This window comes from Bosea sp. 685 (assembly GCF_031884435.1).
In the GTDB taxonomy this organism is placed as follows: domain Bacteria; phylum Pseudomonadota; class Alphaproteobacteria; order Rhizobiales; family Beijerinckiaceae; genus Allobosea.
In genome coordinates this window covers 290,171-316,703 of the sequence record NZ_CP134779.1, presented here as the reverse complement: position 1 = coordinate 316,703, position 26,533 = coordinate 290,171, and the positions used below count along the sequence as shown (strand labels likewise).

Annotated in this window: 29 protein-coding genes; 13 read left to right on the top strand and 16 right to left on the bottom strand. The window is 65.3% G+C overall.

Translation table 11 applies throughout. The features are described 5' to 3' along the window. Positions 1–2: 2 nt before the first annotated feature. Both RMR04_RS02610 and RMR04_RS02605 read left to right on the top strand, forming a co-directional pair. Positions 3–482, top strand: coding sequence for a cupin domain-containing protein (locus tag RMR04_RS02610; RefSeq protein ID WP_311912806.1), 480 nt, complete (start codon positions 3–5; stop codon positions 480–482). Continuing rightward, the gene (locus tag RMR04_RS02605; protein ID WP_311912805.1) at positions 482–1,243 is read left to right on the top strand and encodes a GNAT family N-acetyltransferase; all 762 of its coding nucleotides are present in this window, start codon (positions 482–484) and stop codon (positions 1,241–1,243) included. Before RMR04_RS02610 ends, RMR04_RS02605 begins: the two co-directional genes overlap by 1 nt. Positions 1,244–1,313: 70 nt before the next feature. On the opposite strand, the gene RMR04_RS02600 is transcribed toward RMR04_RS02605, so the two are convergent. Then, positions 1,314–1,790, bottom strand: coding sequence for a DUF2938 domain-containing protein (locus tag RMR04_RS02600; RefSeq protein ID WP_311912804.1), 477 nt, complete (start codon positions 1,788–1,790; stop codon positions 1,314–1,316). A 216-nt stretch (positions 1,791–2,006) separates the two neighbouring features. Between RMR04_RS02600 and RMR04_RS02595 the strand changes: the two genes are divergently transcribed. The 5 genes from RMR04_RS02595 (at position 2,007) to RMR04_RS02575 (ending at position 7,278) form a co-directional block, all read left to right on the top strand. Then, positions 2,007–3,086 carry an ROK family protein gene (locus RMR04_RS02595; protein ID WP_311912803.1) on the top strand — a complete coding sequence of 360 codons (1,080 nt, stop codon included), beginning with the start codon at positions 2,007–2,009 and terminating at the stop codon, positions 3,084–3,086. Positions 3,087–3,184: 98 nt separating this feature from the next. Further along, positions 3,185–3,445, top strand: coding sequence for a DUF6719 family protein (locus tag RMR04_RS02590; RefSeq protein WP_311912802.1), 261 nt, complete (start codon positions 3,185–3,187; stop codon positions 3,443–3,445). A 251-nt stretch (positions 3,446–3,696) separates the two neighbouring features. Continuing rightward, entirely contained in the window at positions 3,697–3,945 is a 249-nt protein-coding gene (locus RMR04_RS02585) for a hypothetical protein (RefSeq protein WP_311916075.1), read from the top strand. A 179-nt stretch (positions 3,946–4,124) separates the two neighbouring features. Next, positions 4,125–6,749, top strand: a complete 2,625-nt coding sequence (locus tag RMR04_RS02580) for a DUF3772 domain-containing protein (RefSeq protein ID WP_311912801.1) — start codon at positions 4,125–4,127, stop codon at positions 6,747–6,749. 4 nt (positions 6,750–6,753) lie between these two features. Beyond that, positions 6,754–7,278, top strand: a complete 525-nt coding sequence (locus RMR04_RS02575; RefSeq protein ID WP_410492190.1) for a CAP domain-containing protein — start codon at positions 6,754–6,756, stop codon at positions 7,276–7,278. A gap of 37 nt (positions 7,279–7,315) precedes the next feature. On the opposite strand, the gene RMR04_RS02570 is transcribed toward RMR04_RS02575, so the two are convergent. The 3 genes from RMR04_RS02570 to RMR04_RS02560 are packed head-to-tail and all read right to left on the bottom strand — an operon-like array spanning position 7,316 to position 9,716. Next, complete coding sequence (locus RMR04_RS02570) at positions 7,316–8,065, bottom strand: M15 family metallopeptidase (RefSeq protein WP_311912799.1); 750 nt, start codon at positions 8,063–8,065, stop codon at positions 7,316–7,318. 41 nt (positions 8,066–8,106) lie between these two features. Next, positions 8,107–8,931, bottom strand: coding sequence for an OmpA/MotB family protein (locus RMR04_RS02565; protein WP_311912798.1), 825 nt, complete (start codon positions 8,929–8,931; stop codon positions 8,107–8,109). Between the two features lie 14 nt (positions 8,932–8,945). Beyond that, on the bottom strand, positions 8,946–9,716 hold the full coding sequence (locus tag RMR04_RS02560) for a motility protein A (RefSeq protein ID WP_311912797.1): 771 nt from the start codon (positions 9,714–9,716) through the stop codon (positions 8,946–8,948). A 141-nt stretch (positions 9,717–9,857) separates the two neighbouring features. Here RMR04_RS02560 and RMR04_RS02555 point away from each other — a divergent pair, with 141 nt between their 5' ends. The 3 genes from RMR04_RS02555 to RMR04_RS02545 all read left to right on the top strand — a co-directional run bounded on the left by RMR04_RS02555 (position 9,858) and on the right by RMR04_RS02545 (position 13,386). Beyond that, the gene (locus RMR04_RS02555; protein ID WP_311912796.1) at positions 9,858–11,672 is read left to right on the top strand and encodes a glucan ABC transporter ATP-binding protein/ permease; all 1,815 of its coding nucleotides are present in this window, start codon (positions 9,858–9,860) and stop codon (positions 11,670–11,672) included. 156 nt (positions 11,673–11,828) lie between these two features. Next, entirely contained in the window at positions 11,829–12,956 is a 1,128-nt protein-coding gene (locus RMR04_RS02550; RefSeq protein ID WP_311916035.1) for a calcium:cation antiporter, read from the top strand. A 100-nt stretch (positions 12,957–13,056) separates the two neighbouring features. Further along, on the top strand, positions 13,057–13,386 hold the full coding sequence (locus RMR04_RS02545) for a DUF1330 domain-containing protein (protein WP_311912795.1): 330 nt from the start codon (positions 13,057–13,059) through the stop codon (positions 13,384–13,386). 9 nt (positions 13,387–13,395) lie between these two features. Here the strand turns inward: RMR04_RS02545 and aroB are convergent, their stop codons facing one another. Further along, a complete protein-coding gene (gene aroB / locus RMR04_RS02540) occupies positions 13,396–14,550 on the bottom strand; it encodes a 3-dehydroquinate synthase (protein WP_311912794.1) in 1,155 nt (384 codons plus the stop codon). Continuing rightward, positions 14,547–15,083: a shikimate kinase gene (locus tag RMR04_RS02535; RefSeq protein WP_311916033.1), complete on the bottom strand. Its 537-nt coding sequence runs from the start codon at positions 15,081–15,083 to the stop codon at positions 14,547–14,549. Before RMR04_RS02535 ends, aroB begins: the two co-directional genes overlap by 4 nt. Before the next feature lie 153 nt (positions 15,084–15,236). Here RMR04_RS02535 and RMR04_RS32060 point away from each other — a divergent pair, with 153 nt between their 5' ends. Both RMR04_RS32060 and RMR04_RS02525 read left to right on the top strand, forming a co-directional pair. Next, positions 15,237–15,503 (top strand): hypothetical protein, encoded by a 267-nt coding sequence (locus tag RMR04_RS32060; RefSeq protein ID WP_410492189.1) that lies wholly within the window; start codon positions 15,237–15,239, stop codon positions 15,501–15,503. Beyond that, the gene (locus RMR04_RS02525; protein WP_311912793.1) at positions 15,500–16,429 is read left to right on the top strand and encodes a site-specific tyrosine recombinase XerD; all 930 of its coding nucleotides are present in this window, start codon (positions 15,500–15,502) and stop codon (positions 16,427–16,429) included. The genes RMR04_RS32060 and RMR04_RS02525 overlap by 4 nt, the downstream gene beginning before the upstream one ends. Positions 16,430–16,825: 396 nt before the next feature. On the opposite strand, the gene RMR04_RS02520 is transcribed toward RMR04_RS02525, so the two are convergent. From RMR04_RS02520 to RMR04_RS02490, 7 genes are all read right to left on the bottom strand, one after another. Continuing rightward, positions 16,826–17,431 carry a TetR/AcrR family transcriptional regulator gene (locus RMR04_RS02520; RefSeq protein ID WP_311912792.1) on the bottom strand — a complete coding sequence of 202 codons (606 nt, stop codon included), beginning with the start codon at positions 17,429–17,431 and terminating at the stop codon, positions 16,826–16,828. A 148-nt stretch (positions 17,432–17,579) separates the two neighbouring features. After that, a complete protein-coding gene (locus tag RMR04_RS02515) occupies positions 17,580–18,233 on the bottom strand; it encodes a peptidylprolyl isomerase (RefSeq protein WP_311912791.1) in 654 nt (217 codons plus the stop codon). A gap of 29 nt (positions 18,234–18,262) precedes the next feature. Beyond that, on the bottom strand, positions 18,263–19,453 hold the full coding sequence (locus tag RMR04_RS02510) for a M24 family metallopeptidase (RefSeq protein WP_311912790.1): 1,191 nt from the start codon (positions 19,451–19,453) through the stop codon (positions 18,263–18,265). A gap of 60 nt (positions 19,454–19,513) precedes the next feature. Continuing rightward, positions 19,514–20,341 (bottom strand): ABC transporter permease, encoded by an 828-nt coding sequence (locus tag RMR04_RS02505; RefSeq protein ID WP_311912789.1) that lies wholly within the window; start codon positions 20,339–20,341, stop codon positions 19,514–19,516. 3 nt (positions 20,342–20,344) lie between these two features. After that, positions 20,345–21,376 carry an extracellular solute-binding protein gene (locus tag RMR04_RS02500; protein WP_311912788.1) on the bottom strand — a complete coding sequence of 344 codons (1,032 nt, stop codon included), beginning with the start codon at positions 21,374–21,376 and terminating at the stop codon, positions 20,345–20,347. Further along, positions 21,373–22,455 (bottom strand): ABC transporter ATP-binding protein, encoded by a 1,083-nt coding sequence (locus RMR04_RS02495; RefSeq protein ID WP_311912787.1) that lies wholly within the window; start codon positions 22,453–22,455, stop codon positions 21,373–21,375. Before RMR04_RS02495 ends, RMR04_RS02500 begins: the two co-directional genes overlap by 4 nt. Before the next feature lie 15 nt (positions 22,456–22,470). Continuing rightward, the gene (locus RMR04_RS02490) at positions 22,471–23,295 is read right to left on the bottom strand and encodes an ABC transporter permease (RefSeq protein WP_311912785.1); all 825 of its coding nucleotides are present in this window, start codon (positions 23,293–23,295) and stop codon (positions 22,471–22,473) included. A 226-nt stretch (positions 23,296–23,521) separates the two neighbouring features. Between RMR04_RS02490 and RMR04_RS02485 the strand changes: the two genes are divergently transcribed. Further along, the gene (locus tag RMR04_RS02485; protein ID WP_311912784.1) at positions 23,522–24,142 is read left to right on the top strand and encodes a HutD/Ves family protein; all 621 of its coding nucleotides are present in this window, start codon (positions 23,522–23,524) and stop codon (positions 24,140–24,142) included. 7 nt (positions 24,143–24,149) lie between these two features. Here the strand turns inward: RMR04_RS02485 and RMR04_RS02480 are convergent, their stop codons facing one another. From RMR04_RS02480 to RMR04_RS02470, 3 genes are all read right to left on the bottom strand, one after another. Continuing rightward, positions 24,150–24,332 carry a hypothetical protein gene (locus RMR04_RS02480; protein WP_311912783.1) on the bottom strand — a complete coding sequence of 61 codons (183 nt, stop codon included), beginning with the start codon at positions 24,330–24,332 and terminating at the stop codon, positions 24,150–24,152. 85 nt (positions 24,333–24,417) lie between these two features. Continuing rightward, positions 24,418–25,767, bottom strand: a complete 1,350-nt coding sequence (locus RMR04_RS02475; RefSeq protein WP_311912782.1) for a sensor histidine kinase — start codon at positions 25,765–25,767, stop codon at positions 24,418–24,420. After that, complete coding sequence (locus RMR04_RS02470; RefSeq protein ID WP_311912781.1) at positions 25,764–26,480, bottom strand: response regulator; 717 nt, start codon at positions 26,478–26,480, stop codon at positions 25,764–25,766. Before RMR04_RS02470 ends, RMR04_RS02475 begins: the two co-directional genes overlap by 4 nt. Positions 26,481–26,533 lie beyond the last annotated feature (53 nt).

Sequence of the window (26,533 nt, the reverse complement as noted above, 5' to 3'; positions counted from 1 at the left end):
GCATGAATTCCTCGCTCGACGGCAATTCCTCGCTCGACGGCCTCGGCGCGGCCGAGGTCATCCGCCTGCTCGACCTCAAGCCCCATCCGGAAGGCGGCCATTACCGCGAGACCTTCCGCGACGAGGCCGGTCCGGAAGGGCGCGGCTTTTCCACCGCGATCTACTACCTGCTCGACACCGGCGAGACCTCGGAATGGCACCGGGTCGATGCCGCCGAGATCTGGCATCATTATGCCGGCGCGCCGCTGGTGATCAGCATCTCGCCCAATGGCCATGACGCTTCGGCGCATCATCTCGGTCCCGATCTGGGAGCCGGACAGCGGCCGCAATTCGTGGTGCCGGCGGGCACCTGGCAGAGCGCCACCTCGCTCGGCGCCTGGACGCTGGTCGGCTGCACCGTCGCGCCCGGCTTCGCCTTTTCCGGTTTCGAGATGGCGCCGCCGGACTGGCGTCCAACGCCGCGCAAGCCCTGGGGAGCCTGATGATATCCGACGATGCCGACGACCTCGCGCTGGCGCTCGAATGCGAGCGGCGCATCGTCAATGCCTGGCCCGCGCCCGCGACCCTGCTGATCGACGACTGGGTCGTGCGCTTCGCCAATGGCTATTCCGGCCGGGCCAACGCCGCCACGTCGCTGAAGCCCGGCGCAGAGCTCGACGAGGCGACGCTCGCCATGATCGAGGCGCTCTACCGGGCCGACGGATTGCCGCCCTCGGTGCGCCTGACGCCACTGACCGGCAAGGCGACGCGCGCCGAGGTGATCGCGCGCGGCTATCGCCTCAAGGATGCATCCTTCGGCATGATCGCAAAACTCGACGGCGTCGCGCCCGAGATCGACCCCGAGCTCCAGATCGAGGCGCGCCCGGGCGCGGACTGGATCGCCGGCGTCGCCGCACGCCAGAGCGGCGTGAAGACCCATGCCGGCAACCTCGCCGCCATCGTCGAGAAGATCAGGATGCCGGCCGCCTTCGCGACCCTGCTGATCGCCGGCGAGCCCGTCGCCTACGGCATGAGCGTCGCCGAGCGCGGCATGGCCGAGATCGGCACGATCGTGGTCGACGCCAACCATCGCGGCCATGGTCTGGGCCGGCGCATCGTCTCCGGGCTGATGTCCTGGGCGCGCCTCATGGACTGCAGCAGCGCCTATCTCCAGGTGGACCAGACCAATGAGGTCGCGATCGGCCTCTATGACCGCCTCGGTTTCCGCCGGCTCTACAGCTACGAAACGCGCATCCTGGATTGACCTGCCAGCCGGATTGATCTGCCCGTTGGATTGATCTGCCGCCTGGATTGACCTGCCAGGAGGCCGTCGCTCAGCGGGTCAGCAGCGCCGTACCGTAAAGCCCGATCGCGAAGACGATGTGGCCGACGATGTTCAGCGCCCGGATCGTCCAGGCATTGGGCTTCCTGGAGGCGGCGATGCCCGCCCCCATGCCCGGCTGCAGGATGAACCAGCCGCAGCCGACCGTGACGAGACCAACGATCAGGGCGGGACCGAAAGTCGGGCTGCGCGACCAGCCGAGCCCCCACAGCGCCAGGAGAACGGCGGCAAAGAGGATGCCGACGGCGTAGTGGAACGCCCAGCCGATCGCGAGTTCGTTTGCGACAGGCTGCGCCCGCCCGATATCCTCATGCGCGAACTGTCCGCGCAGCAGATGCGCGAACCAGCGTCCCGGCATCGCCCAGTTCGGCGCGGGCCAGCCGGCGACGCGTTGCAGCAATTGCGCCCAGATATCGAGCAGCAAGGTGGCGCCGGCGCCGATCACGATCGCGCGGATCAGGAATTCCATCGTCGTCGCCCCCAAGCCAGGATGATCCGCGCTGCGAGGATCGTTCCCGCATCGTCTCTCAGTCACCTTGCCGCCATGGAGCGGATATCGGCGCGGCCGGTCAAGCGCCCTGCGCTCATGCGGGACATGCAAGGACGTCTCCGATCGAGCCCGCCCGGGGAACCCAGCGAGCCGTCCTGGGTTGCCAAACTGAACCACAAGACGAGGAACCTTCGCATGGGCGCCGCCACGGCCGACACGACGAACACTCACGGGACCCATGGCTCGGCGGAACTGCCTTCCGTCCATCTGACCAGCTACAATCTCGAAATCCGCGATCAGGACGGCTTCATCGGCGACAAGGCGAGCCGCGGCGCCTTCGTCGACCACCTCGATGCGCTGCGCCGGCATTTGCGCAAGACCGGCGACGATCCGCTCGCCGGCGACACAGCCGCGATCAGCAAGAAGGAGCTGGACGAGTTGTTGCTCAAGGGCGAACCGCATGAGGCCGCGCTTGTGCTGAGTGCGATCGAAAGTTTCGCCCAGTCGCTCGCCTTCGTCATCCGCCGCTTCATCAAGCTCAAATCCTGGGCGCCCGTCGAACGCATCGCCATCGGCGGCGGCTTTCGCGAAAGCCGGATCGGCGAACTCGCCATCGGCCGCGCCGGCATCCTCCTCCGCACCGAGGGCCGCGAGATCGACCTGAGGCCGATCCGCCATCATCCCGACGAGGCAGGGCTCGTCGGCAGCGCCCATCTCGCGCCGTCATGGATCTTCGGGGCCTATGACAGCCTCGTCGCGGTCGATATCGGCGGCTCGAACATCCGCGCCGGCATCGTCGAGCTGCGCCAGGACAAGGCGCCCGACCTGAGCAAGGCCCGTGTCTGGGAATCGGAGCTCTGGCGCCATATCGACGAGGAACCCAGCCGCGACGCCGCGATCAAGCGCCTCGGCAAGATGCTGAACGGCCAGATCCGGCAGGCCCTGAAAGCGGGCCTGCGCGTAGCACCCTTCATCGGCCTCGGCTGCCCCGGCCTGATCGAGCCCGACGGATCGATCGACCGCGGCGCGCAGAACCTGCCTGGCAATTGGGAGAGCAGCCGCTTCAACCTCGTCGACCGCATCCGCGAGATGGTGCCCGAGATCGGCGAGCATGAAACACAGATCGTGATGCACAACGACGCCGTCATCCAGGGCCTGAGCGAAATGCCGGGGATGCAGGATGTCGAGCACTGGGCCGTGCTGACGATCGGCACCGGGCTCGGCAATGCGAGCTACCGGAATCGCGCCAAGCCGAAACGGAAGGACAAGACCTGACATATCCGGGAGGTGCGTGGAGCGCGGGGCCGGGCTAAGGTCGTGTCGTGACGCGGTATCGCGCCTCTCCAGGCGCAGCGGGCGCGATGAGGTTTGCGATGCGATGGTCGCTGGTAATGGCCGCAATGCTGGGCAGCGTCGTTCTCTCCGTGCCGGCGATGTCCCAGCAGGTGCTGCGCACGGAACCGCCAGCCGGCCAGCTCAAGGCCGGCGAGGTGGTTCTGGTCGATGACGGACGCTGCCCGCAGGGACAGGTCCGCGAGGTGACCGGGGCAAGACAGCAGAAAACCCGCGACTCGCTGGCTTCGGCGACGTCCGGCTCATCGCGCTCGCGTCGCTGCGTCCAGCGACCGCGCTGAGGACAGAATCGCCTGATCCCGGGCGTCTCCACGGGCAGGCCCCTGGCCCGCCCGGCAAGGAAAAGCTCCAGCACAAGGTATTCCGGCGAGCTGGAGTCGAAACTTCGTCGCGCGCACGCCAAGCGAGCGGCCCCCGCAGGCGTCGGTGCAGCACGCCGGTGCGGATCATGACTCGCGCCTTGCGCAGATCGGCGTTCTTCAATGGCAGGTCGCGGATGCGCTTGCCGGTCGCCGCAAAGATGGCATTTAGGATGGCCGCGGCCGCGATCGTCGGCTCGCCAACGCCGCCCCAGAAGCCGCCGGACGGCATGATCACCGTCTCGACCGCCGGCATCTCGTCCAGGCGCAGTACGCCAGAACCCATCTTCGCGGCAATGGCAGCGCTGCAGATGCCCGGCGAAATGCGTTTTGGCTCAACCAAATGCCGAAACGCGCCGGATTTCCCGCTTCGGCGCCATCTTCATGTCCTGTTTGTCGTCAATGACGGCCGCGAGCCATAAACTCGCTGGCTGCAGGCATCACGGCAATGTGATGTTTTCTTCGCCAACAGCCCCATTCGCGCAACAAGGTTCTCCCATTGCCGGCCATCACGCATTTTTCCTCGGCTCCTTGCCTTGAAGACGCTCGCAAGGCGAGGGTTGGCCTCCAAGCGAATCAGTCTCAGCGAGGCGCGACCGGAATGCCTGCGCAGGCGGGGCAAGCCCCCTCTCCCACCCAAGACCATGGCCGCGCCGCATCTGCCGGGCGCACGCTCACGACCTTGCTGGCGGCTGCGCTGTTTGCCCTCATCCTCGGCTCGCTTCAGGGCTTCGCCCAGACCGCCGAGCCGAATCCGGGCCGCGCGCGGCTCGACGCCGCGCGCATCGAATTGAGCCAGATCGAGACGACGCTCACGACTCCAAGCTCAAGCGATGCCGAGCTGCAACGCCAGAGGCTGCGCTTGCAGCCGCTTCTGGAGCAATTGCGCGAGCTCGTGGAGGAACAGGGTCCTCGCGTCGATCAGGCCAAGTTGCGGCTCGACCAGCTCGGCGCGAAGCCCGACACCAACGCGCCGCCCGAAAGCGCCGAGGTCACGCGCGAGCGCGACGCCCGCACCAAGGCCTTCGCCGACGCCGACGAGACGATGAAAATCGCCCGCGCGGCGCAGCTCCAGGCCGAGCAGCTCCAGACCAATATCAGCGACAAGCGTCGCGACCTCTTCGCCAAGGCGCTTTTCGCACCAGGCCCGTCGATCCTCAGCCCTGATGTCTGGGCCAATGCGCTCTCGACCTTCCCCGAGGACATGCGCGCCTCCGGCTACATCTTCGGCGGCTGGCTCTCGGTCTTCGGCGATGCACTGTCTGGCCTGCGCGGCTTGTTTATCGTCGCCGCCTTTATCGGCGCGATCCTGCTTTACGTCATCCGCGCCCGCTACATGCCACGCTTCACCGCGCGCATCGACAGCAGGGAAGGCTACAGCAACCTGCACTGTCTCTATGTTGCCTTCGCCCATATCGTCGCGGGCGCCGCGCCGCCGGCCATAGCGAGCTGGCTGATCTATTCAGCGCTCAACACCGCCGGCCTCTTGCCGCCGCGCATCCAGCCCGTGGTCTGGGCTGCCGTCATCGGATTGGCCATCTTCGCGTTCGTCCAGGCTCTGTCGGACGCGCTGTTCGCGCCGGGCAAGCCGCAGCGACGCCTCGTCAGCGTCATGGATTCAACCGCGCGCATCGTGGTCTGGCTCGCCGGGTCACTCGCGCTTGTGCTGTCGATCGGCAAGGTTTTGGAAGCCTGGCTGCAGGCGATCGCGGCCGGGCTTGCGGTCTCGATCCTGATCAAGGGCGCTCTTGCCATCATCTTCGCGCTGACCCTGATCGCGGGCCTGTACCAGCTACGCGACGAAGACGAAGTCGAGGAAGAGGCCTGCCTGGGCCCCTATGTCCCTGTCGATGGCGCCAGCCTCGGCCCGGTCAGGATATTCGGCTGGGCCGTCGGTCTCGTCATCGTGCTGGCGGCACTCAGCGGCTATGTCGTCTTCGCGACCTTCCTGACCGAGCAGGTGCTCTGGATCGGCATCCTCGCCTGCCTGTTCGTGTTGATCTATCAGTTCCTCGAACTCGGCATCGCCCGGGCGCTGACCGGCAAGGGCCGCTTCGCCCTGACGCTGAAGGCCGGCATCGGCATTCGCGAGGCGACGCTGCAGAAGATCGCGGTGGTCGGCACCGGTCTTCTCAAGCTGATCCTGATCATCATCACGATCATGCTGGCGCTGGCGCCCTGGGGTCTGGAGTCGGCCGACTTCTTCTCCTCGCTGCGCGCCGCCTTCTTCGGCTTCCAGGTCGGTGGCGTCACTGTCTCGCTGTCCTCGATCATCATCGCCGCCTTCCTCTTCGCGCTCGGCCTGATGGCGACGCGCTCGATGCAGGGCTGGCTCGACGGCAAATTCCTGCCGACGACGAAGCTCGACACCGGGCTGCGCAATTCGATCACCACCGCCGCCGGCTATCTCGGCTACGCCGCGGCGGTCGCGCTCGCCTTCTCGTCGCTGGGCCTCAGTCTCGAACGGTTGACCTTGGTCGCCAGCGCGCTCTCGGTCGGTATCGGTTTCGGCCTGCAATCGGTGGTGTCGAATTTCGTCTCCGGCCTGATCCTGCTCTGGGAGCGGCCGATCCGCGTCGGCGATCAGGTCGTCGTCGGCGACGCGGAAGGCATCGTCAAGAAGATCAATGTGCGCTCGACCGAGATCGCGACCTTCGACCGCTCATCGGTGATCGTGCCCAATTCGAACCTGATCTCGGGCGTCGTCCGCAACCGGGTCCGCAACGACCGGACCGGGCGCGTGCTGATCTCGATTTCGGTACCGCGCAGCTATGACCCCACCGAGGTCCGCACCATGCTGTCGGAGGCCGCCACCGCGCATGGCGACGTGCTGCAGAAGCCGCCGCCGAACGTGCTGTTCAAGAAGCTCGGCACCACGACGATGGATTTCGACCTGGTCTGCGTCGTCGCCGAGGTCGATATCGTCGGCCGTGTGACCAGCGACCTCAACTATGTCATCCACAAGCGCCTGGCCGAGATGGAGGTCGCGCCGCCAATCCCCGAACTCGCGGTCAAGGGACTGGAAGGCATCGAGCAATCGCTCGCCGGCATCGCCAAGGCGGTCGGGCGCGAGCTCGAGGCGCGCAAGCCGGCCAAGCCCGCAGCGCCGGCCCGTCGCGCGCGGCACCACAAGATCGAAGACGAATCCACGGAGGAGGCCCCTCCGGAGCCGCAGCCCTCGCCCGAACCGGCCAGGGATCTCGCGAAAGACGACAGCAAGGAATGATGCGATGTTTTGTTTCCCACGCGGCGAGCGAAAAGCTCTCGCCGTGACCTGTCCTGCCTTGCTCGCCGGCGCGCTCGCGGTCCTGAACCTCGCCGGCTGTACGGAAGCCCCCCGCGCCAGCCAGCCGGCCTTCTATCGCGATCTCGGCTCGGCCTTTGCCCGCGTCGACGCAGGCGAGGCGCGCGCCATGATCTCGGCCTATCGGATGAATGCCGGGCTGAACGCGCTGACGCTCGACCCGGCCCTCAACGCCGCGGCCCAGGAAGAGGCGAGCGCGATGGCGGCCGCCGACAAGCCGGCCCAGGCGGAAGCCGTGAAGGCGCGCCTCGCCCGTGCCGGACAGGAGGGGGCGGAAGCCAATCTCTCGGCCGGCTATCGCCGGCTGGCGGAAGCCTTCTCCGGCTGGCGCGATTCGCCCCAGCACGACCGCGTCATGAAGACACCGGGCGCGACCCGCATGGGTATTGCGACCGCCTATGCGCCGGGCTCGAAATATCAGGTCTACTGGGCGCTGATCCTCGCGCCCTGAACGAGATATTGCGCGCGCCTAGAGCCGGCTGCTCTCGTCATTCGATCGCGAAATCGAAGATCGTTTTCGGAAAGGGCTCGTTCGCCAGGGTGAAATGCCACCATTCGCGGCCATAGCCGCGAAACCCCTCGGCCTTCATCGCGTCCCGCAGGATCGTCCTGTGCCTGAGCGCGTCCGCGCCGACTGACGGATCGCGGCCGGCGCTTCTTACGGAAAAGCAGTCGAAGCTCGTCCCAAGATCGAGGCTCGTTTCCTGCGGGCGCTGCTGGAGGGCACCATCGCAACGCCCACCACCCACGGGCGTCGGCAAGACAGGCTCAACGCGGCTGACGAGGCCGACATCGACGGTCGAACCGCGCGAATGGCTCGACACCGAGGCGATGAAGCCGCGCGCGACCAGCATGTCCTTGGAAATATCGGGATGGAAGATCCGCCCGAAATCGCTCGCCTTCCCATCCTGCGCCCAGGCCAGAAAGGCCCGGACCGCCCGCGCCGGCCGGTAGCAATCGAACAGTTTCAGCGCATAGCCGGACGTGCCCAGCCGCGCCTCCACGCGGATCAAGGCCTGCCCTGCCGCCCGGGTCAGCACGCAATCGGCACGGCCATAGCCGGCGACAGCTGCACCGGTGAAATTAAAGGCGGATGCGTAGCGGATGTCCTGGCGTATCCCGGGAGCGATCTCGCGCAGGCGGATGAAGCCGTCCGGCAGCGCCTCGCCGCCCCGAGCGGGGGCAAGCGCGACCAGGAGCAGGCAACCGATCCAACCGAGCCGCCAGTTGAGCTTCATCGCCGCATCATGGCCCACGCGCCGTCCGAATGCGACGAGGGTTAGGGCTTAGCCCCGAACGGCAAGGGCGGCGCATCCGCCTTCAGCACGATGCCGACGCGGCGGTTGAAGGCGAGGTAAGGGTTGTCCTTGATCAGCGGGTCGGTATCGCCCTTGCCGGTGACCGAGGCGAAGCGCTCATTGGGCACGCCAGCATTGGCCAGGATCTCGCGCACGGCCGCGGCTCGGCCGACCGACAACGTCCAGGGATCGCCCTCCGGCGACTGGCCCGGGCGCGGCGTCGCGGTATGGCCGGTCAGCGTGATCTTGTTGGGCATGCGCCTCAATGAGGGCGCCACCGCCGCGAGCACCTTGCGCATCCGTTCATTGGGCTGGCTCGAGCCTTCCGCGAACATGGCGCGGCCGTCCTGATCGACCAGTTGAATGTCGATGCCGGCTTCCGAGACCTCGACCAGGATGTTGCGCGAGACTTCCGCGATCTCCGGCATCTCGCGCAAGGCCTGGCGCAGCGAGGCAGCGGCAAGCGCGAAACCACGATCATGCGTCGCCGCGATCAGCCCGTCTTCCTTCTGGTTGTTGTGGTTGGGCGCGGTCGTGTCGGAGGCGTCCTCCAGCGGCCGGATATAGGCGTTCTTGATATGGGTCTTGGTCGGGATGCCGTCGACCTCGACGATACCGGCCAGCCGCATGTCCTTTTGCGTGCCGAAGGCCTCGCGCATCGAGCCCGCGACGATCTGCATCTTGTTCTTGTCCTGGCTCGAATAGGCCGCGACCATGACGAAGAACGCCATCAGAAGCGCCATCAGATCGGCGAAGGTCACGAACCAGCCGTGACCGCCATGAGCTCCGCGCTTCTTCTTCGCCACTGCTCAGGTCCCGTTCACGCCGCTTCCGCCATCTCCGCCCGATGATGGTCGGGCAGATAGGCGAGCAGCATCTCACGCACCAGCGTCGCGCTCTTGGCGTCGCGCATCTGGAGCACGCCGTCGATGATCAGCGTGCGCGAGATTTCCTCCTCTTCGAGCTTGATATGCAGCTTGTCGGCGATCGGCAGGGTGATCATGTTGGCGACCAGCGCGCCGTAGAGCGTGGCGAGCAGGGCCGTCGCCATCGCCGGGCCGAGCTTGGACGGGTCGCTCATATTGGCGAACATCGAGACCATGCCGATAATGGTGCCGACCATGCCCCAGGCCGGGGCGCAGTCGCCGATGGCGCGATAGACCTTCGAGCCTTCGTCGAGCCGCTGCAGGAAGTTGTCGCGGTCGCGCTCCATCGTGTCGCGGATGAAATCCTTGTCGTAGCCGTCGGCGATATAGCGCAGCCCCTGCGCGAGGAACGTGTCGGAAACCACGACGCTTTCCAGAGCCACCGGCCCGCTCTTGCGGGCGATCTCGGCGACGCGGGTGATCTCCTCGATCAGCTCGCGCGGATTGACCGAGCGCAGGGTGAAGGCAAAGCGCAGGCCCATCGGCAGGCCATGCGCGATCACCGAGAACGGGAACCGCACCATGGTGGCGGCGGTAGCGCCGCCGAAAATGATGATCATGGCGTGCTTGTCGTAATAGGCAGCGAAGTTGCCGCCATCGATGATGATCAGCGAGCAGATCGTGGCGATACCGGCAAGGATGCCGACGCCAGTTGCGATATCCATGGAAACCACCTCGATCCGGCCGATGCGCGCCGCGCGAAGCGGCCCCGCTTCTGCAGCGCAAAAACCTTAGAAGGCGCCCATTGAACGAAGCGTTAAGGTTGAGGCCTTGCTCACATCTCCACGTCAGTTAAAGCTCTGAGCATGTCTCTGTTTGCAATCTATACTCGCGTGCTTGGCGAGCTCGGTCCCGAAAAGCGGCTCGGCCTGATCTTGGCGCTCGCCAATATCCTGCTCGCGGCGGCGGCTTTCGCCGAGCCGATGCTGTTTGGCGCGCTGATCGACAAGCTGTCAGTCGTGCAGGGCGCCGGCCAGCATCTCGCCTGGAGCGATCTCAACGCCTTGATCCTGGCCTGGGTCGGCTTCGGCCTGTTCACCATCGCAGCCAGCGTCTTCGTCTCGCTGCATTCCGACCGGCTCGCCCATCGCCGCCGGCTCGCCGTGATGGCGAACTATTTCGAGCACGCGCTGACGCTGCCGCTCGCCTACCACACCCAGACCCATTCCGGCCGCGTGCTCAAGGTGATGCTCGACGGCACCAGCGGCATGTGGGCGCTGTGGCTGTCCTTCTTCCGCGAGCATTGCGCCAGCCTCGTCGCGCTCTTCATCCTGCTGCCCTTCACGCTGTGGAAGAACTGGCAGCTCGGGCTGCTGCTGATATCGCTCGTCGTGCTCTTCGGCGCGCTGACCGCTTATGTGCTGCGCAAGACCGACAAATTGCAGAGCAATGTCGAGGCCTATCACTCAAACCTCGCTGAACGCGCCTCGGACGCGCTCGGCAATGTGCCGGTGATCCAGAGCTTCACCCGCATCGAGGCCGAGGTGCGCGGCTTGCGCTCGACCATCGCGAGCCTGCTGGAAGCCCAGCTCCCGGTCCTGTCCTGGTGGGCTATCGCGACAGTGGCGACGCGGGCCTCGGCGACGCTGACCGTGCTCGCGATCTTCGTCGTCGGCGCCTGGCTCCTGATGCAGGGTCTCACGACCGTCGGCGAGATCGTCACCTTCATGGGCTTCGCCACCATGCTGGTCGGCCGACTCGAGCAGATCGTCGCCTTCGTGAACTTCATCTTCATGCAGGCGCCGAAGATGCGCGAATTCTTCGAGGTGCTGGACACGCTGCCCGCCGTGCGTGACCTGCCCAGCGCCAAGGATGCCGGGCGCTTGTCGGGCGCGGTTGCCTTCGAGGACGTGTCCTTCTCCTATGACGGCAAGCGCGCCGCCGTGCAGGATGTCTCCTTTGCGGTGAAGCCGGGCGAGACCATCGCGATCGTCGGCTCGACCGGCTCGGGCAAATCGACCACGCTTGGCCTGCTGCACCGGGCCTTCGACCCGCAATCGGGTCGCATCACCGTTGACGGTCTCGACATCCGCGACATCTCGCTTCTGTCGCTGCGCCGCAATATTGGGGTCGTCTTCCAGGAGCCGATGCTGTTTGCACGCTCGATCCGCGAGAACCTCACCGTCGGCAAGCCCGACGCGACCGACGCCGAGATGATGGAGGCGCTTGACCGCGCACAGGCGACCGAGGTGATGGCGCGCCAGACCGACGGGCTCGACACCCTCGTCGGCGAGCGCGGGCGGACCCTCTCGGGCGGCGAGCGCCAGCGCCTCTCGATCGCGCGCGCCCTGCTCAAGAACCCGCCGATCCTGATCCTCGACGAGGCGACCTCGGCACTCGACGCCGCGACCGAGGTCAAGCTGCAGAAGGCGCTGGAAGAGGTGATGAAGGACCGCACCACCTTCGTCATCGCCCACCGCCTCGCGACCATCCGCAATGCCGACCGCATCCTGGTCTTTGAGCAGGGCCAGGTCATCGAGATGGGCTCCTTCGAGGAACTGGTCGCCAAGGGCGGGCGTTTCGCCGCGCTGGCGCGGGCACAATATCTCGTCACCGATAAGCCCGCGACACTGGCGGAGGAGGCTACGAGCCCGCTGGCGGCCAAGATAACATTCGATTGAGGCGAACGCCTCGCCTCGATCTTGCATCGTTCTCGGTGCGGCAAACAGGCGAGCAAAACGCCATCCTAATGCGGTAAGCTGAGGCAGGTTGCCCTGGCGGCCTGTTTCCGTACGCCCTTTTCAAGCCAATCATTTCGGGACGGCCCCTTGAACACCATGATCCTCCGCCTCGCCTGCGCCTGGGCAACCGTTGCCGCTTTCCTGCTCTTCGGAGGCGGCCTGCTCGGTCAGCTCGGCACGCCGCTGGCGTCTGCAGCGATCTTCCTGTGGCTGCTGGGGATCATCATCTGGGCGGCATTCGGTGTGGTTCACGAGGCGGAGATCCTGGCCGGTCGGCTCGGCGAGCCTTTCGGGACGCTGATCCTGACGCTCTCGATCGTGATCATCGAGGTGGCGCTGATCTCGGCTGTGATGCTTGGGGCCAAGGGCGCGCCGACGCTGGGGCGCGACACCATGTTCGCGGTGCTGATGATCGTGCTCAACGGTGTGGTCGGCATCGGCCTGCTGGTGGGCGGCCGACGCCATTTCGCGCAGAGCTACAATCTGAAAGGCGCGTCTTCTTATCTCGCGGTGATCATTCCCCTGACCGTAATCCCGCTTGTGCTGCCGAATTTCACGACATCGACCAGCAACGGCACGCTGACGACGTTGCAATCGGTCTCTTTCTCGCTGTTCACCATCGCGCTCTACGGCGCCTTCCTCGTGCTCCAGACCGGACGCCACCGCTCCTTTTTCCAGGAGCCTACGCGCGAGCAGGCGCCGCTGCCTCGTACCGCCATGTCCGGCGATGACGAGCCCAGCGAGAACGACCACGGCCATGACGATCCAGGCGGCGCGACCGCGACGCATGTCGTCCTGCTGCTCGCCAACATCCTGCCGATCGTCATCCTGGCGAAGAGCCTGGCGGCGGTGCTGGATTTCGGCATCATCAAGCTCGGTGCTCCCGTCGCGCTCGGCGGTATCCTGATCGCCATGGTGGTGTTCACGCCGGAATGCATCGCGGCGCTGCGGGCGATCAGCGCCAACCAGCTCCAGCGCGCGATCAATCTGTGCCTCGGCGCGGCGGCCTCGACGCTCGGCCTGACCGTGCCAGCCGTGCTCGCGATCGGCCTGTTGACGGGACAGGAGGTCGTGCTCGGCCTGTCGGGAACCAATATGGTCATCCTGGCGATGACGCTGCTGCTCTCGACGCTGACCTTCACCGGCACGCGCACGACGATGCTGGAGGGCGCGGTGCATCTCGCGGTGTTCTTCGTGTTTTTAGTGCTGGTGTTCAGCCCGTAAGGGCGCCGCTGACATCACCCCAGAGGTAATCGACCTCCGCCCCGAATGTCTCCAAGGTCTCCGCGAAGCACGGCAACAGACACCCGCGAGAGAGACCGCCATGACCGCCTACGCCATTGCCCATCTGCAAGACGTCGATCTCGGACCGGAGATTTTGAGCTACATCAGCGCGATCGACGCGACCCTCATCCCGTTCGGCGGCCGCTTCCTGGTTCATGGAGCGACGCCGGAGGTCGTGGAAGGGCCATGGCCGGGCGATCTCGTCATGATCGCTTTCCCCGACATGGAGGCAGTGCGCGGCTGGTACGCTTCACCCGCCTACCAGGAGATCCTGCCGTTGAGGACGCGGAATTCGACGAGCGTCACCATGTTGGTCGATGGTGTGCCCGAGGGCTACAAAGCCACGCAGGTGCTGGCCAAGCTTGGCTAAACCGGCAGCTCAGGCTGCCTTGCCGTTCACCGCGAGTTCCGTCTCGATGAACGCCTTGACCTCCCCGGCCGCGACGCCCGGCGCGATGAAGCTCTTGCCGATGCCATGCGCCAGGATAAAGGTCATGGCGCCGCGCTTGACCTTCTTGTCCTGCGCCATCGCCGCCACGATCTCGTCGGCGTGGCCCGCTCCGCCCGGCACCTGCTGGAGCCGGCTCGGAAGCCCGACCTGGTCGAGATGGCGGGCGACGCGGACTGCGTCCTGGCCCGAGCACAGCCCCAGGCGCTGCGAGAAGCGGAAGGCGAGCGCAAGCCCGATCGCGACCGCCTCGCCATGGACGAGACGCGTCGAATCGTAGTTCGTCAGCCGCTCCAGCGCATGCGCGAAGGTATGGCCGAGATTGAGCAGCGCCCGGTCGCCCTCCTCGCGCTCGTCACGCGCGACGATCGCGGCCTTGGCCCGGCAAGCAACCGCCACCGCGTAGTCGCGCTCGGGCCCGCCGCTGATGATCCGGCTCCAATTGATCTCGCACCAGTCAAAGAAGCCGGCGTCGTCGATCAGCCCGTATTTCACCACCTCGGCATAGCCGGCCTTGAACTCGCGCTCGCTCAGCGTGTCGAGCAATGCGGTGTCGGCAATGACCAGTGCAGGCTGGTGGAAGGCGCCGATCAGATTTTTGCCGTGTGTGGAGTTGATCCCGGTCTTGCCGCCGACGGAGGAATCGACCTGGGCCAAGAGGCTCGTCGGAATCTGGATGAAGCGCACGCCACGCCGCAGCACCGCGGCCGCGAAGCCGGTGAGATCGCCGACGACGCCGCCGCCGAGCGCGATGACGAGATCCTGGCGCTCGATCTTGGCCGCCAGCAGCGCGTCGCAGAGCTCGATCAGCCTGGCATAGGATTTCGAGGCTTCGCCCGGCGGGATCACGATGCGGGTCGCCGCGATCCCCTCCTGGTGCAGGCAGGCCTCGAAGGCCGGGGCATGCAATTCCGCGACATGCGTGTCCGTCACCAGCGCCGCCTTCGCGCCCGGCGCGAGCCGCGCGATCAGGGCCGCTGCCTCGCAAAGTTGATGGCGGCCGATATGGATATCGTAGGACCGGCCTTCGAGCGCGACCGGGACGATGATCCGCCCGCCCGGATTTTCTTGAGCTGGAATAGTCATGACTCTTGCGACCCACAAGATTCTTGCGACCCGAATGGCGGCTGCCGCAGATACTGGCCGAGCACCGCGACGACATCCTCGACCACGACGTCAAGGGGATCGTCGCGCGAGATCAAGGTGAGGTCGGCCAGTGCATAGAGCGGCTCGCGCTCGGTCAGCATCCGGCGCAGCGTCGCGTCGGGGTCGGCTGTCTGCAGCAGCGGCCGGTTCGAGCGCTTGCGGACGCGGCGCATCAGCACATCCGGCTCGGCCTTGAGCCAGACCGAGATACCGAGCTTGGCGATGCGCTCGCGCGTTTCGGCATTCATATAGGCGCCACCGCCCGTCGCCAGCACGAGCGGCGCGCGCGTGGTCAGGATGCGGCCGATCACCCGCCGCTCGCCGTCGCGGAACTCGGTTTCGCCGCGTTGGGCGAAGATCTCGGGGATGCTCATGCCCGCCGCCGTTTCGATCTCGGTATCGGCATCGACGAAGGGCAGACCGAGCCGGGTCGCCAGCCTTCGGCCGACCGCGCTCTTGCCCGAGCCCATCATGCCGACGAGCACGATCGCGCGCAGGCCCAATGCCGCACGCAAATCTTCGCGATCCACACGTAGACCCTTGCTATCTCGTTGGTCGAGCGTCTCGACAATCATCATTCTGGCATTTCCTCAACGCCCGTTTAGCATGAGCGATCACGCGCCGTCATGCCCTCACGAAACCTTGCCTTCCCCGCAGTCTCGCGCCTGCCCTTGCGCCTTCCGGGCCGCTTCGGGAATAACCGATCAGTCCCGATTCCGGGCCAGAACTTCGAGGGTCGCCACACCGTGCCGACGCTGTTCAGATTTATCGCCTTTCTCGCCATTCTCGGCGGCCTGGTCTTTGGCGGCATGGTCGCCCTGGTGACCTTCGTCCAGCCCGAACCGCGCGAGATCATCGAGATCGTGCCGCCAGCCAAGCTGCAACCGCGATGAGCCGCGAGGCGCGCGCAAGGCTGAAGGCCTTCCTCGACATGCTGGCAGCCGAGCGCGGCGCGGCCCGCAACACGCTTGAAGCCTATGAGCGCGACATCGACGACTACCTGGAATGGCTCGGCGGCAAGGCGCTGGGCGATCTTGCGGCGGACGATATCCGCGGCTGGCTCGGCGACATCGCCGCGCGCGGGCTCAAGGCGTCCTCGGCCGCGCGCAAGCTCTCGGCCGTGCGCCAGTTCCATCGCTTTCTCTACACCGAGGGGCTCTTGCCCGACGATCCTTCGGCCGCAATTGAGGGCCCAAGGCAGGGCCGTCCCTTGCCGAAAGTGCTCTCCGTCGCCGATGTCGACCGGCTGATCGAAACGGCGCGCCTGGCGAGCGAGCGCGACGGCTTGTCGAAGCCCGCCCGCCAGAAGGCGCTGCGCATGCGCTGCCTGATCGAATTGCTCTACGCCACGGGCCTGCGCGTCTCGGAACTGATCGCATTGCCGCTCTCGGCTGCGACCACGCGCGAACGCTTTCTGGTGGTGCGCGGCAAGGGCGACAAGGACCGGCTGGTGCCATTGAACGAGGCCGCGCGCGAGGCCGGGCTCGTCTTTCTCGAGGCGCTGCGCCAGGCAGGCGGGGCCGACAGCCGCTGGCTCTTTCCCTCCGATGGCGAAAGCGGGCACCTGACCCGCCAGGCCTTCGCCCGCGATCTCAAATCGCTCGCCGCGGCGGCAGGGCTTTCACCCGCCGCCTTGAGCCCGCATGTACTGCGCCACGCCTTCGCCAGCCACCTCCTGCAGAACGGCGCCGATCTGCGCGTCGTGCAGGAACTGCTCGGCCATGCCGATATCGCCACCACCCAGATTTACACCCATGTCCTCGATGAGCGGCTGAAAAGCATGGTCCGCGACCTGCACCCGCTCGCCGACGAGAGCTAATGTCAAATCTCGCAAAATTCGGGCCTGGATAGTCGTGATTAGCAAGGAAAATCATACGCTTGATATAGGTTTAAATTCATATCGCGCGATGGTGGCCGAAACTCACATTCCTTGAGAAATCTCGACCGCAGACTCAAGGCTTATGAGAGTGAAGGCTCCAGGCGTGCGGAGACGCAAAACAAAAAGACAATGATAACAGTGCGGCCAGACTCAAAAGCGCAGCTCCGGGATCAGCCGTGACAGGCACTTGGTCGAGTATGGAGCGCCAGCATCCGCCGAGCCCTACATCCGGGACGTTTGAGAGCCACGGAGCATGACTCGAACTAAAGCGGCCTCAGGTGACGCCAGAGCGGTTCAGTTCAAGGCCGACCGTCCACAAACATCACCCCGGATCGCTCAGCGAGGTGGCTCAGCAGCCTGTTCCAGTTCGCGCGCGAGAGCCTGATCCGGCGTAATGACCTTGATCGCGACCACGATCCAGGCTTCCAGGAGTTTGTTGTTCACGGAATCGTCGGCGTTGAAACTCGCATGGATCGCCATGCCACGCAGCATGCAGAGATTGAGGCTCTGGAATGTGTCGTTGGACAAAGTCGCGCTCGGCAAGCCGATGATCTGCTGCCAGATGGAACTCCTGAACTTCATCCATTCGGCCAGCACGCCATGCAGGCGCTCGCGGAGTACTTCGTCAGAACGCGCCGCGAGCATGAGCTCGACCGCGCCGACATAGGTCGGCTTGCTGAAGACGTTCAGCCAGAGATGGCGCAGATAGGTATCGAGTGCGATGGGACGTGGCTGGGCCGCGAGGAACGCTCGGTGGCTGTTCTCCCAACGCATCAGGAGATGCTCAAAAGCGCCAACGAGCAAATCCACCTTAGTCGGAAAATGATGCGTTTGCGCGCCGCGCGAAGCCCGAGCTTGGGCCACGATGACATTCATCGACAAGCGCTCGTAGCCGACCTTGCACAGCATTTCGAGTGCGGCTTCGCAGAGGCGCAAGCGCATCTCAGCCGATTTCTCTGCCTGGGTCCGTCTCTTCACAAGCGGACCATTCCTAGTCGTCATCACATCGCGTCCGGTTTCAAGCGCTTCATTACTCGCAGAGGCATCGGTGTGGCGATAGAAGGACTATGGTTTCCTGCGTGCCTGCAGATTACGAAGGCATTCTGGTTGCCCGAGTGATCGCGATCGGCTTGGCAAGGCGGTCGACGGGCTCGGCGCGCGTCGCATGGATGTGACGGACGACGTCCATGCCCTCGATCACCCTGCCGAAGGCGGCGAAACCCTGCCTGTCAGGATGCCTGCCGCCGCCGAAATCGAGTGACGGCTGGTCGCCGATGCAGATGAAAAAGCCGGCGCTGGCAGTCCCGGTGGCGAGCCGCGCCATCGAGAGCGTGCCATCCAGGTGCTTGAGACCAATCACATCGGTCGTCTCGTGAGCAATGCGCGGCAAGGGTGGCTCTTGTCCCTCCGCGCCGCGCCAGCCGAACTGGATTACCTCGATCTTGTATGCTGTGTCAGCCGGCTGGTTGGCGATCGTCACAATGCGGTAGGCCGACTGGCCGTCGAGCAGGCCCTTATCGACATAGGCGAGGAAGTTGTTGGCGGAGATCGGTGCGCGATCAGGATAAACCTCGACGACGAAATCGCCGAGCTCCGTTGCGACCTTTACCCTCGGGGGCTTGGTCTGCGCAGACGCCGAACGCCCGAACAAGACCGCGCCAGCAGCAAGCGCCGCCGGCAAGATAGCGCCGACCAGGCGGCGGCGCATGGTCGAAATACCCTGTGCCCGATCATGATAGGTCATAGTCGCGTTCCTTCGCTGCGGGGGGCCACTCAGTTGACGGTCTGGCTGGCAAGATCCTTCGGGGCCTTGGTCAAGACCTCGGGCTTGGTGCCGACCACCACCGTGTCGTCGTGGCGGAAACCGCCAAGACCCCATTGGTAGAGACCCGGCTCGGCAGAATAGACCTCGCGCTCCAGGAGCGGTCGGGTGTTGAACGCCATGTCCTCCGGGAATTCATGGCCGAGCAGGCCCATGCCGTGCCCGGTGCGATGCAGGATGAGATCGGCCACGCCAGCCCGCTCGAATACAGCCTGCGCCGCAGCGTCGATGGCGCAGACCTGAGAACCGGTGATCGCCGCCTCGCAAGCGGCTTCATTGGCGACACGCGCGGCTTCAAACAGCTTGACCTGGCGTTCGGAGGGCTTGCCGCAGAACCAGGTGCGCTCATTCTCGACCACCATGCCGTTGACGCGCGGGATGACGATATTGACGAGGCCATGGCCCTCCTCGATACGCGCACCAGAGGAGCGTCCGTCGCCATGCGGCGCACAGCTCGCAGGCCCCGACAGGGTCCAGCAGCGCAGGATTTCCAGGTTCTCGCCGGGAAAGCGGCGCGCCGATTCCTCCGCCATGAGGGCGGCCATCGACATGTCGAGTTCCTGCACGAGACGACCTGGCCGGATGTTCTCGCGATAGCGCTCCTGCACCCAATCGGAGAGCGCGGCGATCTCGCGCATCAATGCGATCTCATCCTCATGCTTGACGAAGCGCAGCTTGCGGAATTCGCCGGTGGCGGTTTCCAGGCGCAGATGCGGCAGCAAGCCCGGGACACGGGCGAGCGGCCCGCCGCCGGCATCAACGCCAATGCGCGAACGGTGCAGGCCTGCGCTTTTCAATTTGTCCGCAACGACCTCGACCCATTGGGTGGCGAGCGGGACGCGCTGCGACAGGCGTGGGTGTTCGGCGTAGAAGCTCACGTCCGACACCCACAGGTGCTGCGCCTCGGTGCTGAAGCGCCAATGATTGGTGGAGAGCTCGTTCAGGAGGGCGAAGGGCTCGCCGTTGCGTGGCAGCACGCAGAGGATAGGTCGCTCCCAAGGCTGTACGTCGGTATGGAAATTGGTCGCGAACTCGAAGAAATCCCCTTGCGTGAAGGCAAGCGCGTCATAGCCTTCGCGATCCATCAGGTCGCGCATCAGGGTGAAGCGGTAGTCGCGAACGGCGGAGCCGAGATGGGCCATGTTCTATTCCTCCAGGTTATTCGAACGAGCACGGTTGCGAGGCGGGTGATCTGCGCGAGATCACCGGGCGTAACGGCGGCCGAGCAGCACGCTGCCTATGGTGGTCAGGATCATGGTGACCGCGAGCAGCAGAAAGGCGAGCGCCGCGCCGAACGGCCAATTGTTGCCGCGCACGAACTGGTCGTAGACGGCGGGCGCCATCATCTTGAATTGTGGGCCGCCAAGCAGAACCGGTGTCGCATAGGCATTCATGCACAAGATGAAGACGAGCACGGAGCCCGCCGCGACGCCCGGCATGGCAAGCGGCAGGACCACGCGGCGGAAGGTAACGAGCGGGCGGGCGCCGAGATTGGCCGCTGCTTCCTCGGTCTGGCGCGGGATGCCTTCGATCACGGCCGATAGCGTCAGGATCATGTAGGGCAAGACCACAGCCACGATGCCGGCGATGACGGCGCCGGGCGTGTACATCATCTGAAACGGCTCCGAGATCAGGCCGAGGCCACGAAGCGCCGCGTTGATCGCGCCATCATTGCCGATGAGCGCGAACCAGCCAGCCGAGCGCACGACATTGCCGACGACGAGTGGAAACAGGGTCAGGATGGTAACGACGCTTTTCCAGCGGCTTTCCATGCGCGCCAGCGAGTAGGCCGCTGGAAAGCCTAGAATTAGCGCGAGCACGGTGCAGAGAAGGGCCATGCCGAGCGTCGTCATCAGGACGTTCTGGTAATAGGGGTCCTGAAACGCCTGCAGGTAATTGTCGGTCGTCAACGCCTGGACCATCAGCTCCGTAGGGCTGAAGCGATTGAGTGAGATCCGAAACAGGATCGCCATGGGCGCCGCAAGCAGCGCCAGGACAAGCAACCCCGCGGGCAGGACCAGGAACGCCATGGCTCAGACCTTGAACTGCTTGTTCCAGAAATCGAGCACCTGAGGCTGGCTGCGCATGAGATAGCCGTAATCCGGCTTCAGCAGCTTGGCGCGATCGGCCTCCGGCAGGCTCACGCGCGCCTCTAGCTCCGGCGGCAGTTTGGCGGTCGTCACGGTTGGTGCAAAACCCATGCGCTCGGCGAAACCGATCTGCGCCTGCGGGTCCAGCATGGTGTCGAGATAGCGCCAGGCATTCTCCTTGTTGCGCGCATTCTTCGGCACGGCCGCCTCGAACACAGTCGGGGTCGTGCCCTCCGATGGAACAACATGCTTCAGAGGAATGCCGGCCTTCTGCCACATGACGCCACGCGCCATCCACATGACGGTGAGCCAGACTTCCTCCGATTTCAGCGCTGAGGCCAGCGCCTCGTTGGACGGATAGACCTTCACGTCGAGCGAGCGCCATTCCAAGAGCTTCTTCTTCGCCGGCTCATAGTCGCTGACACCTCCACCGCCGGCGAGCGCCGCCGATTCCGTATTGGCCATGTAGAGAATGTCGGAGAGGCCGACCCGCCCGCGCCATTTCGGATCCCAGAGATCCGCATAAGATTGCGGCGGTGTGGACACCCGGTTCGGATTGTAGAGGATCACCCGGAAAGAATAGATGTGCGGGATCGAATAGGGTTTGCGCAGGCTCGGCAGGATTGACGGCAGGTTCTTGAACTTGTCGGCCGGCAATTCCTCGAAAACGCCTTGCTGGGCGATGGTGTACATGTCGGTGTCCGACAGGCAGGCCACGTCCATGGCACCGCGCCGATTCTGGCGTTCAGCGATCAGCTTGGTCTTGCGCGGATCAGCGTTGGCGACATCCTGCAACACATCGATGCCCTGCGGCTTGAGGATCGGATCGTCGATCATCATGCGCAGAAGCTCGGCGTAATCGCCGCCCCAGGTGCCGATGATGGCTTGCGAGGATTGCGCGCGAAGCGGTTCCACACCGAACGAGGCAAGCGCGGCGATGCCGCCTGACAAGGCTGACCGGCGAGAGATCGTCATGGTTCGGCTCCGGTTGAGGTTTCGGCTTGGGAAGGCAGGGTGCGTGCGGCGTCGCGATCCCAGGAGAGCGCGACCTGATCGCCGTGGCGAAGCCGGCGAAGCGGGTCGGCATCGCTCGGGGTTGCCTTGACGGCGAGCAGCGATAAGCCGCCGAGATCGAAGTGATATTCGGTGTGGGCTCCGAGATAGGTGACGGCCGAGACGCGGGCCTGGATGCCATCAGATCCGCCAGGTGTGATGGCGACCCGCTCCGGGCGGAGCGCGAAGACGGAAGTACCTCGCGCCGTATCGGTTGCCCGGCAGGGCAGCAGAATGCCTGCGTCGGTGCGGAACTGATCCGGGCCTGCGACCTCGCCGTCGACGATGTTGCAGCGACCGACGAAGCTCGCGACGAACGCATCGGCTGGGCGCTCGTAAAGATCTTCGGCCGTACCGATCTGGCGCACGCTGCCGCGCTCCATGACGACGAGGCGGTCGGCCATGGTCAGCGCCTCCTCCTGATCGTGCGTCACGATCAGCGTGGTGAGGCCGAGCCGCTGCTGCAGCGTGCGGATTTCGATGCGCACTTCGGCGCGCAGCTTGGCGTCGAGATTGGAGAGCGGTTCGTCGAGCAGGAAGACAGCTGGCTTCACCGCCAAGGCGCGGGCGAGCGCGACACGCTGCTGCTGGCCGCCGGAGAGTTCGCGCGGCAGACGCTCGGCCAGCTTGTCGAGCCGCACCATGCGCAGCGCCTCGGCGACGCGCTCGTCGCGTTCGGCACGGCCGACCTTGCGCATTTCCAGGCCGAAGGAAACGTTCTGCGCCACGCTCATATGCGGGAACAGGGCGTAGGACTGGAACACCATGCCTGTATCGCGCGCATAGGGCGGAGCGTGAGTGACGTTCTCCTGGCCAATGATGACCTTGCCGGAGGTCGGCTGCACGAAGCCAGCTACCATGCGCAGCGTCGTAGTCTTGCCGCAGCCCGAGGGTCCAAGCAGCGCGACCAGCTCGCCTTGGGCGACGGTGAGATCGACGCGCTCGACGGCGGTGGCTTCGTTGTAGCGCTTGCAGAGGGCCTGAAGTGTCAGCTTGCTCATCGGTGGATCAGGCCCTCACAGCACACGGGACAATTTGACGAAGCGATCGGTGATCAGCATGAGCGCGCCAATCAGCAGCATCTGGACGGTCGCGACGGCGGCAAGCGTCGGGTCCATGCGGAATTCGAGATAGTTGAGCATCGCGACCGGCAACGTGGTGAGCCCGGGCCCGACGAGCAGCAGCGTGATCTCCAGGTTCTCGAAGCTGGCGATGAACGAGAAGACGGCCGCCGCGACGATGCCAGCGCGCAGGCTTGGCAACGTCACACGGTAGAATACCGTCCAGGGCCTGGCGCCGAGATTGGCTGCGGCCTCTTCCGGCGCGCGATCGACGCCCTGGAGGCTTGCGGTTACGAGGCGGACGGTCCACGGAATTGTGAGCAGCACATGGGCGGCGACCAATCCTCCCAGCGTCGCGATGACGTCCTGGTCGGCCCAGTTCTCTATCCGCAGATAGAACATATAGAGGGCGGCGCCGGCGACCACGCCCGGCATGGCGAGAGGGCCGAGCAACAGGCTGTTGATGGCGGTCTTGCCCCGCAGGTTGGAGCGCACCAGCGCCAGGGCTGCTGCCGTGCCGAGCGGCACCCCGATGGCGGTCGCGATCAAGGCGACCTTGATGCTGGTCACGAAGCCGCGGGCGAATTCACGCTTGTCCCAGGCGTTCACATACCAGCGCAGCGAGAGGCCATGGGGCGGGAAGCTGACGATCTCTTCCGGGAACAGGCTGGTGACGACGACGAGCAGGACCGGAGCGAAAATCAGTGCATAGGCGGCAACCACCGCAGCTCGGAATGCGATACGCCCGAATCTGCGGGGCCAGTCCGCCACGGCACTCATGCGATATCACCTTCTGATGAGGGCTGCTTCAGATGGAGGGACGGCGGCGCTCCTGCACAATCGTGGAGGCCGCTTTCACATATTAAAAACAGACTGAACCGTTTTTTATATCAAAGTCAAGAGCGACAAGGGGCTGTGAGATCTAACAGAACTAGAGCATTCTCGGGCGAAGCGGACACCCGTTCGCGTGAAGAACGCGCGTAAAAACAAAAGCTAGGGTTGCACGATGAGCGCTGCGAGCTTCACCCCGCTTCCGCCCGAGAGTTTCCGGCGTACGCCTTGGAAGAATGGCGGCGGTGTCACCATCGACATCGCCGACGCCTATCGTGAGGGTGCCGCGCCGGGCAGCTGGGAGGGCATGATCTGGCGCTTCGGCCGCACCAGCATCGTCGCGCCCGGGCCATTTTCCGATCTCGCCGGCTATGAGCGCCTGCAACTCGTCATCGCCGGGAGCGGCCTCGTTCTCGAAACGCAGGCAAGCCTCGAAACGCCGGCAAGCGAGATCGACCTGCGCAGCCCCTTCAAACCCGTCCGCTATGATGGCGGCACGCCGATCATCAGCCGCCTCGAGAATGGCCCGGTCGAAGTGGTGAACCTGATCGCCGACAGGGCGCTCTGCGAGATTGACCTCATCGTTGCAACGACGGGGCAGGACGGCATTTTAGGCGCGGGAAGCCATGTCATCTACGCGCCGGAGAATGCCGTCACGGGCAGCTGCGACGCGAAGCCTGTCCGGATCGAGCCAGGGCACGCACTCCTGATCGAAGCCAGGATTGCCGTATCGCTCAAGGCCGTGACAGGGCTCGCCGTCATTGCGACCATCGCCCTACCGTCTCCCGCGGCCTGACACCGCCTCAATGCGTGCGCTTCTTCGCGCCAGGCTTGGTCGCGGTCTGCGACGCGACGGGATCGCTCGCCGGGAATGTACCCTTCAGCGCCTCATGCAGATCGGCATCCCGGCCCTTGCCGCGACTGGCCTGCTTCTGCTCCTGCTGTTCCTTGCGCAGGCTTTCCTTGGCCCGATTGACGGTCGCCATGTGAAATCTCCTCTTTCAGACGTGCCAGACGCCTTCGTTGAGGAGTGAACGCGCAAAACCAATGCACGTTCCGCGGCAGCCAGGCTCACCAGCGCCGTGGCCAGGCGATCCGCGCCACGAGCCCGCCGCCCGGCCGCTCGGACAGCGTCAGACCACCGCGATGCGCCTCGGCAATGGCGCGGACAATGGCGAGCCCCAGACCGAAACCGCTGCTCTCGCGCAGGGTCCGGGCGCGATCGGCGCGATAGAACGGCTCGAACACCTTCTCGCGATGCTCCGGGGCAATGCCCGGGCCATCATCCTCGACCACGATGGCGACATTCTCGGCCTCACCATCGTCGAGCCGCACCACCGCCTTGCCGCCGAACTTGATCGCATTGTCGACGAGGTTGGTGACGGCGCGCGTCATCTGATCAGCATCGCACAAGGCCGAGGCGCGGATCGGCCCCTCATAGACGACGATATGCCCGAGATCGGCGAAATCATCGCAAACCGTCTGAAGCAAGGCCGGAACATCGGTCGCGACCATGCTGCCCGAGGCGCGCCCCTCGCGCAGATAGGACAAGGCCCCGCTGACCATACGCTCCATCAACGCCAGATCGGCCAGGATGGCGCGGCGCTTGTCGTCATCGCCGATCTCCTCGGTGCGCAAGCGCAGCCGCGTGATCGGCGTGCGCAGATCATGGCTGACGGCCGCCAGCATCCGCGTTCGCTCATCGACGAGCCGGCGGATGCGCGCCGCCATCGCCCCGAAGGCGGCGGCGAGCCGCTTGACCTCGACAGGGCCATGATCGAGCGCGACCGCCTCATCGCGATCAGGATCAAAGCGGTCGGCGGCAGCAGCCAATTGCGACAGCGGCGAGACCACCGCCCGCGTCGCCCAGAGCGACAAAAGCCCGATCAACATGGCAAGCGAGGCCACCATCGTGATCATGTAGAAAATGAAGGCCGTGCCGCGCGGCGGCGGCGTCATGGCGGGCGGCTCGATCACCAACCCGGTTCCATCAGCGAAGCGCAAGGCCACAGCCGGCGGCAGCTCCCGCCTGGGCTGAGCATCGTTCTCAAGCAGCAGCGCCTGTCCGAGGCCGGAAAGGTCCTGCTCAAGCAATTCCAGCAGGGCCTCGTCATGCCTGTTCGGGTTGCGCAGGGGCGTTCCTTGCCCCGGCTCCAACCGCGACAACCGCGGATTTGCCCTGGTGGCTGCCTCGATGATGGCGGCCTTCAATTCCGGCGTCGTCGCCGCATCATGCAATTGGGCCAGCGACACCAGTTCGGTTACATAGGAGAAGCGCGGAACCCGACGCAGCTCCGCCGGCAGCAACGTCAGCAGCACGGCCGCCGTGACGATGTTGGCGAGGATCAGCGAACCGGCGACGATGACCGCGATTTGCGCGGCGGCCCGGGCCGGTAGCAGGCGCAGCAGGAAACGCTTCATCCCGCCTCGATCTCCGGCGAGAACATATAGCCGCCCGATCGGATGGTCTGAATCATCTCCGGTTCGCGCGGATTGCTCTCCATCTTCTGCCTGAGGCGGCTGACAAGCACGTCGATCGAGCGCTCGAACGGCGCAGCCGCACGGCCTTGCGTGAGGTCAAGCAACTGGTCGCGCGAAAGCACCCGGCGCGGCCGCTCGCAGAAGGCAAGCAGCAGATCGAGCTCTGCCCCGGTCAGCGCCACGCGCTCCCCGGCAGGGTTGAACAGCCGCCGGACCGCCTTGTCGAGCTTCCAGCCGGCAAAGCTGAGGAAGACGCTCTCGCCGATCTCAGGCTGGCTCTGGGCGGAGGCCCGCCTGAGCACGGCGCGGATGCGGGCGAGCAATTCGCGCGGATTGAACGGCTTCACGAGATAGTCGTCGGCCCCCATTTCGAGGCCGAGGATGCGGTCGATCTCCTCGGCCTTGGCCGTGAGCATGATGATCGGCATTGCGCCGTCCGCCCGCAGCCGCCGGCACAGGCTCAACCCGTCCTCGCCCGGGAGCATCAGGTCGAGCACGATCAGGTCGAAACGGCCGTCGCGCAGGGCGACATCCATCTCGCGCCCGTTCGCCACGGTCTTGACGCGATAGTCATTGTTGCGGAGGAAGCGCGAGACGAGCGTCGCGATCTCGCGGTCGTCCTCGACGATCAGGATATGTGCGGTTCGGTTCATCAGGCGGCCTTAAACCCAGCACGCGGCACGGTCGCGATGGAATTGTTTCCAAT